We start from the raw sequence: 12,598 nt of genomic DNA, 5'->3' as shown, positions 1-12,598 counted from the left end.
TCCAAAGGCGCTCAACCCAAGGACTGGAATCGGTTCAACTAGCTACAGCCTTTGCTATGCAACAGGAAGAATTGTCCTCTTGAGGGGACTATAGGGGTGTTGGGTTATAGCTCGGGCTACAGAGCTTAAGCTTGTGCCCTAACTACAGCTGCCAAGTTCCCCTTTGAAGGGGGTAGGGGGGATGTTTATACTTCTGCTGGTAAATTCCCCTACTCGGAGGGGTAAAGGGTGGGTTAATCGCGTACAGAGGATTTATCAACACTAAAAAGCTTGGCAGACCGTTCTGTGTTGTTGGAAACAAGCAAATACTTGCACCAGTTAACCCTGCACCATAAAAACACCATAAAAAAAGGCAGCAACTTTACAGCTGCTGCCCTTCCTTTATACTTCCTAATCCCTATTTCAGAAGCTTCTCCATTTGCTGCTTGCTTACATCCAGCAAACCAACTTCCGGGAGACGGGTGGTGAGCTCGCGCCAGTTCGGGTCTTTTTTGTAGACGTCACGCAGAATTTTGGCGGCTTCTTCCACCTGGCCGCTGTTGGCCAGGCCGATGGCGTGCCAGTACTTCATCTCCAGGTTGTTCGGGAACATCGCCTCTGCTTTGCCATACTCCTCCATCGCCTTTTGCATCTGCCCTTTCTCTATGGCCAGGTCACCGGCATTCATATGCTCGTAGGCGCGGTATACTTTCAGCAGGCGGGCCAGTTCTACCAGTGGCTGGTCATGGTCATCCACACGCAGGTCGATCGTCTTGTCGTCCCAAGGCTGATCGCTTTTCTGGCCTTTTACCACCACCAGCGCCGCCGACTGCTTACCCCGGATGTCGCCGCCCTCGCGCTCTGCTGCCTGCATGGCCAGCAACACACGCTCTGCCAGCGGCTGGCCTTCGCTTCGTTCAAAAGCCTTGGCCATAGCCGGCCATACTTTGTCGGTTAGCATCATGTTGGCTTGCACCGAGAAATTCTTACCTGTAATGTGCCCGGCATAGCGGATGCACTTGTCACCGGTGTGCGTGGCTACGCGGCCCTGCGCATCCAGGATCGACACCTGCCGCACCTCACGCGCCTCGTCATCAGCCAGAAGTATGGCCAGCGCCTCTTCCGGAGTTTTGCCTTCTTTCAGCAGCGCCAGCCCACGCAGGCCGAACGATTTGTTAGTGAAGGACTGCGTGGCTACAACGCCTACACCTGCCTCCACCCAAGGCACAGCCGTACCCACAGAGAACCAGTGGCTCTGCACGCCAACGGCCATTTCTCCTGTCTTCGGGTCGCGGGCCACGATAGAATATGTGTGCGCCAGTGGCTCCTCTGCCTTAAAAACCTGTGCCTTCACGGTGGTTGTTCCCAGCGAGGCAATTACTGCTACTCCCATTGCTACCAATGTTCTTCTAAACTTATTCATGTTCTGGATTTATACTTATGTTGCTGTTGATTCTTTGCAAAAAGCTTTCGCTTGAGCTTTGATGGCCAGTCAGGTGCCGCAACACCTAAAACTTTGTGATGATGGGCTCTTGTACGGCGTAGGCATGATTTTGCTGCGCCATTTTGCCTCGTTCTGCTCGTGTTACGCAACCGGCTGCAGTCGCCTTAACAAATATAGTTTTTTTATGCATTGCTGCGCCAGAGTTTGTCCTGCAACAACCTGCTTTAAAAATAGCAGTATAACTATGTATAAAATCAGCCTGCCTGAAGTAGTGCGCAGGCTGTTGAACAAACCCTTTCTAAATGAATAATTCTCAAAAAGATACGAAGTCGAACAAGATGGCCATGCTGATTGACGGCGACAACGCTCAGCCCAGCCTGATTGTAAAACTGTTAGCCGAAGCCGGCAAGTATGGTGCACCCACCATCCGCCGCATTTACGGCGACTGGACTACCCCACAAATGAACGGCTGGAAAGATTGCCTGAACAACCACGCTATCCAGCCTATCCAGCAGTTTCGCTACACGGTAGGCAAAAACGCCACCGACAGTGCCCTTATCATTGATGCCATGGATTTGCTCCACTCCGAGCTGGTAGACGGTTTCTGCATCGTCTCTTCTGATAGTGACTATACCCGCCTGGCCACCCGGATTCGGGAAGAAGGCATTTTTGTGATGGGCATTGGCCAGCGCAAGACACCCAAGCCTTTCGTAAACGCCTGTAACATCTTTATCTTCACCGAAAACCTGACCGATAACATTGACGAGCGCAAGATAGAGGTGGCTGAGAAGATAGAGGAAAACGCCTCAAACCAGCAGCGCCTGAACCCAGTGCCTATGCTGAAAGAAGCCTTCACGATGTCGGCGGATGAGGACGGCTGGGCACATTTAGGCGCCATGGGTACCAACCTGCGGCAACTGGACCCCAGCTTTGACCCCCGCACCTTTGGCTACGGCCAGCTGCTCCAGCTCATGCAGGCGCACAAAGACATTTTCACGATCCGGAAAGAGGATGACAAAGGACGCTCGGCCGTTTACATCAAACGCAAGGACAAGCGCCGCGCTAACCCCCAGCCCCGCAAGAAGGCAAAAGCAGAGCAAGGCAAAAAGCCTGATGCAGTAGAACAAGCATAGAACAAAGGCCGGCTGGTAAAGCCGGCCTTTGTTGTTTTACGGTTTATCATCCACCCACCCCTAGCCCCTCCGAGGAGGGGAATTCTCTTCTGCTATACTTAACTGGCGCGAATCTCCAGATTCGTGACCTATGGTGCAGGTGGAGTTTCCGACTATACTGGCCCGCAGGGACAAATGTGCTTGTCCCAGACAAACTTTCTGCACTTTTCCGCCCGCTCCTCCCCTATAACTGCTGCCACTTCCGAAACCACCCCAGGAACAATTAGGGCGCCACTTGTTGTTTTTCAGGCTAATTATGCTTAAATCAGTTTTTAAACACTGATTTCGACAATTCCACCAGGAAACCCTAACCTCTTTCACCTTAAAACATTCACCATGAGAACAGCATTACGCGCTGCACTTTCACCCAAACTGCTGCTAGCTGGTTCGCTGGCTTTGCTCCTGGCGGGGCACCCGGCCGAAGCCCAGAAGCAGAAAGCCAAGAACAAGAAAAACAATACCACCGCTACCGTAGACCCGGAACTATACAACGGCCTTACCTGGCGCTCTATCGGACCCTACCGTGGTGGGCGCTCTGCCACGGCAGTTGGTGTACCGGGCAAACCAAATCTATACTACTTCGGCTCGGTGGGTGGCGGCGTGTGGCGCACCACCGATGGCGGTGCTACCTGGGAGAACATCTCCGATGGCTTCTTTGGCGGCTCCATCGGGGCGGTGGCTGTGAGCGAGTCTGACCCGAACGTGATTTACGTGGGCGAAGGCGAGAAAACGGTGCGCGGCAACGTGTCGTCGGGGCATGGTGTGTGGAAGTCGGTGGATGCCGGCAAAACCTGGACGCACATGGGCCTGAAAGACTCCAAGCATATCGGCCGCATCCGCATCGATCCCAAAAACCCGGACATTGTATATGTGGCGGCAATGGGCGATCTGTACAAATCGCATGAGCAGCGCGGTGTGTTCAAGAGCACCGATGGCGGCAAAACCTGGAACAAAACCCTTTTTGCGAATAAGGATGCCGGTGCCGTTGACCTGATCATCGACCCATCCAACCCGCGCAACCTCTACGCCACTACCTGGAATATCCGCCGCACGCCCTACAGCCTGCTTTCGGGTGGCCCGGGCTCTGGCATCTGGAAAAGTACCGACAGCGGCGAAACATGGAAAAACATATCTGAAAACGAAGGCTTGCCGAAAGGCACGCTTGGAATAATTGGTGTAGCTGTGTCGCCGGTAAAATCGGAGCGCGTGTATGCCATGGTTGAGGCGGACGAAGGGGGCCTTTTCCGCTCCGACGACAGCGGCATGACGTGGAAAAAAGTAAACGACGACCGTAACCTGCGCCAGCGTGCCTGGTACTACACCCGCGTGTATGCCGACGCGAAGGATGAGGACGTAGTGTACGTGCTGAACGTGGCCTACCACAAAAGCAAAGACGCCGGCAAAACCTTCGAGAGCGCCTATGCTCAGCACAGCGACAACCACGATCTTTGGATTGATCCGGCCAATTCGTCGCGCATGATTATTGCCAACGATGGCGGCGCACAGGTGACCAGCGACGGAGGTATGAACTGGAGCACTATGAACAACCAGCCAACCGGGCAGTTCTACCGCGTTACCACAGACAATCATTTCCCGTACCGCATTTATGGTGCACAGCAGGATAACTCTACTGTGCGCATCGCACATCGCTCCAACGGCTACGCTATCACAGAAGATGATTGGGAAGAGACAGCAGGATCAGAAAGCGCACACCTGGCGGTAGACCCGAAGAACCCAGAGGTTGTGTATGGCGGCAACTACGGCGGCTTTTTGTCGCGGGTAAACCACAACAATATGCAGGAGCGCGTGATAAACGTGTGGCCGGACAACCCGATGGGCCACGGTGCGGAAGGCATGAAATACAGGTTTCAGTGGAACTTCCCGATCCTGTTTTCTCCAAATGACCCGAACAAACTCTACACCACGTCGAACCACGTGCACGTAACGCAGAACGAGGGCCAGACCTGGGAAACCATCAGCCCGGACCTGACGCGAAACGATTCTACCAAGCTCGGCCCGTCTGGCGGACCGATTACCAAGGATAACACCAGCGTGGAGTACTATGGCACCATCTTCGCCATCAACGAATCGAAGCTGGAGCCGGGTGTAATCTGGACAGGTTCGGATGACGGCCTGATCCATGTGACGCGCGACGGCGGCAAGAACTGGACAAACGTAACGCCGAAGAAAATGCCGGAGTGGATCATGGTGAACAGCATCGACCCGCACCCAACCATTAAAGGCGGTGCCTACGTGGCGGCTAGCATGTATAAATCAGGCGACTTCCGCCCATACTTATACAAGACCACTGACTACGGCAAAACTTGGGACAAGATAACAGACGGTATTCCGGAGAACCACTTCACCCGCGTGGTGCGTGCCGACCAGAAACGCCCGGGCCTGCTTTACGCCGGTACCGAGTATGGCATGTACCTTTCGTTTGATGATGGCAAAAACTGGCAGCCGTTCCAGATGAACCTGCCCCTCACGCCAATCACGGATCTTACCATCAAGAACGATAACCTGATTGCCGCCACGCAAGGCCGTAGTTTCTGGTTGATAGATGACATTACGCCACTGCACCAACTTAACGCAAGTATGGCCAACAGTAAAGTACACCTTTACAAGCCGCTGGATACTTACAAACTGGATGGCGGCAGCCGCGCTGATTTAAAAGTTGCCGGCCAAAACCATCCGGGTGGCGTGATGGTGCATTACTACCTGCCTAACAAGCCAGATACCGCTACTGTGGTGAAGCTGGAGATTATGGACCCAAGCGGCAAGCTTATCCGTAGCTACGCCAGCAATGCGAAGGAGAAGAACGAGCAACTGGAAGTAAAAGAGGGTTTGAACCGCTTTGTGTGGAACATGCGCTATCCGGATGCCAGCAAATTTGACGGACTTATACTTTGGGGCGGCGGCACACAGGGACCAGAGGCAATCCCCGGCACCTACACAGCCAAACTGACGGTGAACAAGGAGAGTCAGGAGCAGCCATTCGCCATTCTGCAGGACCCGCGCACCAAAGCATCGCCGGAAGACCTGCAGGCGCAGTTTACGTTCCTGATGGATGTGCGCAACAAACTGACCGAGACGCATGATGCGATCAAGGACATCCGCACCATGCGCGGCCAGCTCAAAACCCTAACGGGCAGCTTGAAGGGCAACGACAGCTACAAGGACATTGTGGAGCAGGCCAACAGCATCGAGAAAAAGATGACGAAGATTGAGGATACGCTGTACCAGACAAAGAACCGCAGTGGCCAGGACCCGCTCAACTACCCGATTCGCCTCAACAACAAGCTCGCGAACCTGGTGGGCCAGGTCAGCACCGGCGACTTCCGCCCAACCGATCAGGCTTATGATTTCAAGAAAGAAATCACCGCGCAGATTGATGCGCAGTTGGATCTTCTGAAGCAAGTGATGGAGCAGGATGTGCCTGCGCTAAACAAGCTGATCCAGCAGAAGAATGTTGATTTTATCAGTGTTGAGAAAAAGGAGGAGAAAGTAAAGGAATCCGAGCCCACTTCGTCTAAGCAGTAAGTTTATACTTGCTTGGTATTGAAACACCCCGGCCATACTTGTGGTCGGGGTGTTTTTGTTTATAGATGATTCTATGGCTGCTGTTCACCCTCTGCTAGCGCGAGTCTTCAGACTTATGTCTAATAATGATGCTAAGTTTGCAACTCAATTGACTTGCAAAGCCATACTTCCTTAGCGACGGCTACACTTGTTGCGGCCATACTACCATAGGCTCTGTTCTATGCAACCTCAGCCAAGCTGTCCTTGTTAGTTACTGTTCATCCTCCAGCTTACAAACACCAACCGTTTCACCTCATACGTTGGAGCGCTCACGGCTGGGTTTGGGGCCCTATAGGAGCGAGGCCTCGTCCTGGGGGTAGGGGCCCTCGATAAGGGCATCCCGCTGTGTGCCTGAAGCTGCTCCGGGGGTAGGGGCCCTCTGTTCGCTCCGCTGCGGGCTGCCCGAGCGGGCACCGCAACATGCACAAGGCGCTTAACCCAATGACTGGAATCAAATCGAACAGCAAATGCTTTCGCCATGCAACAAGTATAACTGTCCCCTTGAGGGGACTACAGGGGTGTTTTACTTCTGCTGAATCAAAGGCGCCTAAACTTACAGCAAAGTTCCCTCGCCCCTATGGGGAGAGGGTTCGGGAGAAGGGGCAACTACAGCCATAACTACACTACCCATACTTCAGTTACAGAACTCTTCCTCTAGTTGCGGAGAGGCCGGAGGTAGTTTTACTGGCAATTTAAACACTACTATAGAACTAACTCAACACTCAGAATTTGAGACTCTGAACTTAAAACGCTATTGCCTTACCGTTACATAGCCGCTCAAACTGGCACCTACAAACTTTTCCCAGGTGCCCAGGCTGGATTGGCGGGAATAGCTGCTGCCGCCGAGCTTAGCACCTAAGGCGATAGCAAACTTATCGGCGCCCGCTGCCGGCAGGTACTCAATCCCCAGAAAGAAGTCCTCATCAGCGTAAACTCCAAAAGGCTGTAGGTCAATGCTGATCCAGCCGTCTTTGGTTGTCAGGCGCTGCATGATGTTTTTATCCGCCAGACGCTCGCCTGGAAATCCGTTGTTGTTTTTGTACAGGTTAATGCGGAAGAGGACCGAATCCAGTTTGCCGCTGGCGAGGTAAAAGTGCGCTGAGAGTAGCTCTGTCGGCTTGCCCTTTACCCTGATAAAGTTGGCAAACTCATACACATCTTTGCCCTCCTTGTTCTCAGGCATGCCCCATACACCCGGTAGCCGCCCGGTATTACCTAACTTTTTGATTTTCATTTTACGGCTTGTCACCACCACTTCCTGCAGGGCATTCTCCTTTTCCCGAAGCTTTATCTCCAGCGGCTGGGCCTGCGCCAACTGCCGCACTGGCACCGACAGCTCCTGGTAGCCTATAGCCGAGAAAGTGAGCGTGTCCTGGCTTCGCTCAGCCGGCAGCACAAGTATAAAACTGCCGTGCTCGTCAGTGGCGGTACCGATGTTCTTGTTTCGTATGCCGATGTTGACATAGGACAGATGCTCAGAACTGCCTATTGCCAACACCTTGCCCTGTAACTTTATAGTTTGTGCCGGGGCATAAAGCGAAAGCAGCAGGAAGAAAAGGGTGAGTAGTTGCTTCATGGAAGGGAAGGATGTTGAGGATAAAATTAAAAAGCGAGCTGTACACAGCTGTACTTTAGAATGTGTTCTGCTTCGCTCCGGAACGAGATCAGCCGACAGGCTCCACCAGCACTTTCACCTGCTTGGCCTCTTCCGGGTTTTTAGAGTTTGGCAGCTGAAGCACCTCCAGCACAGTTATGTCGTATGCCTGCTGGCCCAGTTCCGTACGCACGGTATGCTTGTTGCGCACCGGGTCGGGGCGGCAGTCGCCGAGGCAAAACTGCAGCTGCCTGTTCTTTTCGCTGGCGTTGGAAACGGTCAGGCCTACAACCGCATTCCCCATCCACACACAAACCACATCCTCCGGGCAGCGCGAGTCGGCGAGGTTGCTGAGCCGGACCGTCAGCTTTTCGGCGGCCTTACCGCTTACCGCTACCTCCTCCCCCTTCTCCAACACAAACGATTTCCCGAATGCTTGTTCCTGTGGTTTTACATCTCCCGTTGGGTCGTGGTGGCACTGCCCTAGCAGGAGCAGTCCCATAAAAGCGAAAACATAGTTCATCATAGTTCTTTTGTGGTAAAAGGGTCTTCACAAACAAGAGTAGCAAACGGCGACAAAGGTTGCTTTGCTCTTGCGCCAGATGTAAAGTTTTATACTTGTTACAACAATAAACCCCAGCTACAAGCCCTGTCATAATTGGAATAGTGCCTGAATAGTGGGATATTTAGTTTCAGAACCCCTTGTAGCGTATCAACCAAAGAAGAGGCCGCACTTGAGTACCAACCCTACGTCTAAAAAAAGTATAAGCCGCCTTGCAGGCATGCTGCGCAACTACCGTGTATACCATCGCTACCTGGGGTTGTGCCTGGGCCTGTTCCTGCTGATAAGCAGCATAACGGGCTTGTTGCTTGGCTGGAAAAAAAACGTGGACCTGCTGCAGCCCCCAACACAGGATGGCCTGACCACAGACCTGACGCAGTGGATTCCGCTTGCGGACATGGCCAGCGTGGCTACCGCTGCGTTGGATTCTGCCCAGGGGATGCCGGATGTCCCAATCGATCGCCTGGAGGCACGCCCGGATAAAGGCATTGTGAAAGTGCTTTTTGCGGAAGGCTATTGGGAAGTGCAGTTGGATGGTGGCACCGGAAAGGTGCTCTCGGTGGCGCAAAGGCATTCTGATTGGATTGAGCACCTGCACGACGGTTCTATCATCAGCGACGGCTTTAAGCTGGTAAGTATGAACGTGCTGGGCCTCGGCCTGCTGGTGCTCACCCTAACTGGCGTGAGCCTGTGGTTCTTCCCGAAGCAGATCAGGAAGCTGAAAAAGTAACTTCAAGGCCTTAGCTATTCCTTTCTTAACAGCGCCTGAACCTACACACTGCGCTATCCTGCATTATCCTTTGCTCCTTAAGGCGTTCATGCTTTATTTTTCGCTCAAGGTATTACTATAATGTTAGAGTCGCTCTTTTACGGCCGTACTTCTCTCACTTGACGATCTATTTTTTATCCCTCACATACTGTGACTTATCTGTGTAACATCCTTTTTAATTAGTGGAGATATTATTCTATTTAGCTAAAAATGAATCATAAATATTTTTATTATTTTTATAACAATTTACTTATAATTATTTGTTAGGAATCGTATTAATCCCTAAATTAAACCTAGAATAATTCTCTTTTTAGCCTTTATGTCTTCTCGAATGAAGTCCTACAGTTTTATAGAACCTGTTCTTGTTGTTGCGCTGCTATTGCTTGGTTGCTCCTGTGCAGGTACAAGCGAAGCCATCTACTTCAATAACATCCAGGCTTCAGAATTTGCAGACAAAATAGAGACGCTAGAGCCCGTAATTCAGGAAAATGATTTGCTGAGCATTACCATCAGCAGCCTGAACCCTGATGCATCTGAGATGTTTAACGTCTCCAGCAACAACTCCATTCGAAACGCCAATGCCACTAACACCATCTCGCCAGTTTTCGGATACCTGGTGGAGCGGGATGGGTTTATCCAGATTCCGCTACTCGGAAACATAAAAGCCGCTGGTTTAACAAAGGAAGGGCTAAAGAATAAGATTCGACAGGAGATACTTGACAGGAAGCTCTTGATAAGTCCGATTGTCGACATCAGGTATCTGAACTATAAAGTTTCTGTTTTAGGAGAGGTAGCACGCCCATCTGTTCTTACTGTGCCGAACGAAAAGCTGACCTTTCTGGAGGCGCTCGGATTGGCAGGAGACCTTACCATTTATGCGAAGCGAGACAATATACTTCTGATAAGAGAAGAGGAGGGAAAGCGCGTACTGACGCGAGTTGATTTAACCACAAACGAGTTGTTTACCTCCCCCTACTATTATTTGAAGTCAAATGACATCATTTATGTGGAGCCTAACAAAACAAAAATTGCAAGTGCGGGTGCCCTAAGGCAGTGGTTGCCGTTGGCCCTAAGCGGCCTTACACTGGTTGTTGTTAGTATCGACCGTTTGACAAGATAAGCACGATGGAATTATGGAGAAGGCAAAACTTAATGATAACTTAGTAGGCTATATTTTATTTAAATATCTGCCTTTCTGGCCGTTGTTTGTTATTTTACTCGCAGTATCCATGCTAGGCGCATGGGGCTACCTGCGGTATTATGCCACGCCTGTTTATTCAGCCACTGCTTCTCTAATTGTGAAAGACGAGAAGAAGGGGGTGAACGACTCGAAAATGACGGAATCGATAGATGCCTTTACTTCTAACAAGATTGTAGAGAACGAGATAAATGTGCTTAGTTCTCATGAGTTGATGAACAAAGTGGTAAACAGGCTAGGCCTATATGCGCCGGTTTTCGAGGACGAAGAGTTTAAGTCCGTTTCTGCCTACATCACCTCCCCTATCAACATAGAACTTCAGTCGCCGGAAAAAGTAAAGGAACAGGCGAAAGTTTACTTTACTTTTGATGAGCAGCGGCGGCAACTGACAATTAACAACAAAATTTACCCGCTAAACCAGTGGCTGAATACCCCCTATGGTGTAATTCGTTTTACCAGCAATGCCCGTAGAACCATAGTCTCCCCTAACTCCGTTTTTTACTTCTCCCTTGTTAATCCTAAAGCAGCAGCCAATAAGCTGCTTGGCAACGTGATCATAGAATCACCGGGTAAGCTTTCCAGCGTTGTTAACCTTTATGTTAGGGACGAGGTGCCCGAGCGTGGAGAGGATGTTTTAAACACCTTAATCTATGCCTACCAGGAGGAAACACTTAACGACAGAAATAAATTGGCAGCGCAGACCCTGGAGTTCGTAGAGGGGCGAATCCAGATTATAGAAAAGGAGTTGGATGAGCTTGAAAAGAAAATCGTGCAGTATAAGTCTGCGCAAGGAGCCGTAGATTTAAATGAACAGGGCAAACTGTTTCTGCAGAATGTCGGCAACAACGACCGCCGCATATCAGAGATCAACCTGCAACTAGCTGTGTTGGATCGGGTTGAGCGGTACGTGATCTCGAAAGAGAACACAACAGGAATTGTCCCCTCTACATTAGGAGTAAATGATCCGGTGCTTTCCCAGCTTTTGCAGAAACTCTACAATACTGAGATCGAGCACCAGCAACTAAGCAAAACAACGGCTGAGAACAACCCTATTATCCTGTCGCTGACGCAGGAAATCAGTAGCATCAGGCCAAGTATCTTGGAGAACATACAGAACCAGCGCGACAACCTCCTGGCAAGCCGCATCAACCTTTTATCTACCAACAACAGGTATAACGCGGTTATACAAAACATTCCGCAGAAGGAAAGAGAGTTGCTGGAAATTAGCCGGCAGCAGTCTGTTAAGAACAATGCCTATAGCTTTTTACTTCAGAAAAGGGAGGAAACGGTACTCTCGTATGCACCAACTGCCGAAGATATCCGGATTGTGGATATGGCTTCATCCTCCAAGAAGCCGATTAGCCCAAAACCGCTGTACGCGTATGTGGCAGCAATTCTGTTTGCGCTTGGGTCTGGAGTGGCCTTGGTAGCCGGTAAGGAGATGCTTAACAGTAAACTGCTGTTTAGGTCAGAAATTGAAAACCACATAAAGTTTCCGATTGTAGCGGAACTGTCAACTTCTAAGTCCAAGATGAAAGCGCCATTTGAGAAGCCAGTAGAGGTTTCGGTTGTGGAACAGTTCCGGCAGTTAAGGGCTACAATGGGTTTGTACGGGCGCACCTTCACAAAAAAGAAGATTATGGTAACCTCCAGTATACCGGGTGAAGGCAAGAGCTATGTCAGCACGAACTTAGCCTGTAGCCTGGCCTCTTCAGGAAAACGGGTAGCACTCCTTGATTTCGACTTAAGGAATCCAAACGCATCCAACCTTTTCGAGATGCGCGACCAACCCGGCATTATCGAGTTCATGAATGAGGAGGTTGCCCTTGATGAGATTATAAGAGATACCTCTTGCTCCAATTTGTACTTGGTTCCGGCTGGGATGGATGTTGGCGACCACACAGAACTGTTGCTGAACGGTAAACTGGAGCAGTTGTTCGGCTACTTGGAGAGTGCCATGGACTACATCATCATCGATACACCACCTATCGATTTGATTTCGGATGCTTATCTCCTTTCTGAGTACAGCGACATTACGCTGCTGGTGATGCGTCATGCCTATACTCCAAAAAACATTGTGCAGCGCCTGTCGCAGAGCAATAAGTTAGCTTCTCTGAACAATGTAGCCATCATCTTTAATGGGGTAAAACCCAGGGGCTACATCAAGGGGCAGTACGGCTACGGTTACGGGTATGGCTACGAGAACAGGTATGGCGACAAAACATACATGTCCCGGAAAGTAAAAGCATAAACTCCTGCTTCTCCCCCAGTCATACTTTAGGAGAAGCGCGCAATTTC

The 12,598-nt window shown here is 50.8% G+C and carries 8 protein-coding genes; 5 read left to right on the top strand and 3 right to left on the bottom strand.

Features of this window, described 5'->3' with window-relative positions; all coding sequences use genetic code 11:
• Positions 1 to 397 precede the first annotated feature (397 nt).
• Positions 398 to 1,372: a DUF1028 domain-containing protein gene (locus A0W33_RS13145; RefSeq protein WP_068838628.1), complete on the bottom strand. Its 975-nt coding sequence runs from the start codon at positions 1,370 to 1,372 to the stop codon at positions 398 to 400.
• 353 nt (positions 1,373 to 1,725) lie between these two features.
• On the opposite strand from A0W33_RS13145, the gene A0W33_RS13140 reads away from it, so the two are divergent.
• Together A0W33_RS13140 and A0W33_RS13135 are read left to right on the top strand one after the other, a co-directional pair.
• Positions 1,726 to 2,556 (top strand): NYN domain-containing protein, encoded by an 831-nt coding sequence (locus A0W33_RS13140; RefSeq protein ID WP_068838627.1) that lies wholly within the window; start codon positions 1,726 to 1,728, stop codon positions 2,554 to 2,556.
• A gap of 375 nt (positions 2,557 to 2,931) precedes the next feature.
• A complete protein-coding gene (locus tag A0W33_RS13135; protein WP_068838626.1) occupies positions 2,932 to 6,138 on the top strand; it encodes a WD40/YVTN/BNR-like repeat-containing protein in 3,207 nt (1,068 codons plus the stop codon).
• A gap of 790 nt (positions 6,139 to 6,928) precedes the next feature.
• Here A0W33_RS13135 and A0W33_RS13130 read toward each other — a convergent pair.
• The gene (locus tag A0W33_RS13130) at positions 6,929 to 7,753 is read right to left on the bottom strand and encodes a carboxypeptidase-like regulatory domain-containing protein (protein WP_068838625.1); all 825 of its coding nucleotides are present in this window, start codon (positions 7,751 to 7,753) and stop codon (positions 6,929 to 6,931) included.
• Between the two features lie 88 nt (positions 7,754 to 7,841).
• Positions 7,842 to 8,297 (bottom strand): hypothetical protein, encoded by a 456-nt coding sequence (locus A0W33_RS13125; RefSeq protein WP_068838624.1) that lies wholly within the window; start codon positions 8,295 to 8,297, stop codon positions 7,842 to 7,844.
• Between the two features lie 208 nt (positions 8,298 to 8,505).
• On the opposite strand from A0W33_RS13125, the gene A0W33_RS13120 reads away from it, so the two are divergent.
• The 3 genes from A0W33_RS13120 to A0W33_RS13110 all read left to right on the top strand — a co-directional run bounded on the left by A0W33_RS13120 (position 8,506) and on the right by A0W33_RS13110 (position 12,551).
• Positions 8,506 to 9,063 (top strand): PepSY domain-containing protein, encoded by a 558-nt coding sequence (locus A0W33_RS13120; protein WP_082815231.1) that lies wholly within the window; start codon positions 8,506 to 8,508, stop codon positions 9,061 to 9,063.
• 370 nt (positions 9,064 to 9,433) lie between these two features.
• Positions 9,434 to 10,222 carry a polysaccharide biosynthesis/export family protein gene (locus tag A0W33_RS13115; protein ID WP_068838623.1) on the top strand — a complete coding sequence of 263 codons (789 nt, stop codon included), beginning with the start codon at positions 9,434 to 9,436 and terminating at the stop codon, positions 10,220 to 10,222.
• A 13-nt stretch (positions 10,223 to 10,235) separates the two neighbouring features.
• Entirely contained in the window at positions 10,236 to 12,551 is a 2,316-nt protein-coding gene (locus A0W33_RS13110; RefSeq protein WP_068838622.1) for a GumC family protein, read from the top strand.
• The last annotated feature ends 47 nt before the right edge of the window (positions 12,552 to 12,598 follow it).

The sequence above is a fragment of the Pontibacter akesuensis genome (assembly GCF_001611675.1).
In the GTDB taxonomy this organism is placed as follows: Bacteria; Bacteroidota; Bacteroidia; order Cytophagales; family Hymenobacteraceae; genus Pontibacter; species Pontibacter akesuensis.
The sequence above is the reverse complement of the archived record's forward strand: the minus strand, read 5'-3'. Positions and strand labels throughout refer to the sequence as shown.

What these genes read in the sequence shown, in the direction of transcription:
- A0W33_RS13145 (WP_068838628.1), bottom strand. Translation starts at nt 1,372, where the DNA reads ATGGGAGTAGCAGTAATTGCCTCGCTGGGAACAACCACCGTGAAGGCA.
- A0W33_RS13140 (WP_068838627.1), top strand. Translation starts at nt 1,726, where the DNA reads ATGAATAATTCTCAAAAAGATACGAAGTCGAACAAGATGGCCATGCTG.
- A0W33_RS13135 (WP_068838626.1), top strand. Translation starts at nt 2,932, where the DNA reads ATGAGAACAGCATTACGCGCTGCACTTTCACCCAAACTGCTGCTAGCT.
- A0W33_RS13130 (WP_068838625.1), bottom strand. Translation starts at nt 7,753, where the DNA reads ATGAAGCAACTACTCACCCTTTTCTTCCTGCTGCTTTCGCTTTATGCC.
- A0W33_RS13125 (WP_068838624.1), bottom strand. Translation starts at nt 8,297, where the DNA reads ATGATGAACTATGTTTTCGCTTTTATGGGACTGCTCCTGCTAGGGCAG.
- A0W33_RS13115 (WP_068838623.1), top strand. Translation starts at nt 9,434, where the DNA reads ATGAAGTCCTACAGTTTTATAGAACCTGTTCTTGTTGTTGCGCTGCTA.
- A0W33_RS13110 (WP_068838622.1), top strand. Translation starts at nt 10,236, where the DNA reads ATGGAGAAGGCAAAACTTAATGATAACTTAGTAGGCTATATTTTATTT.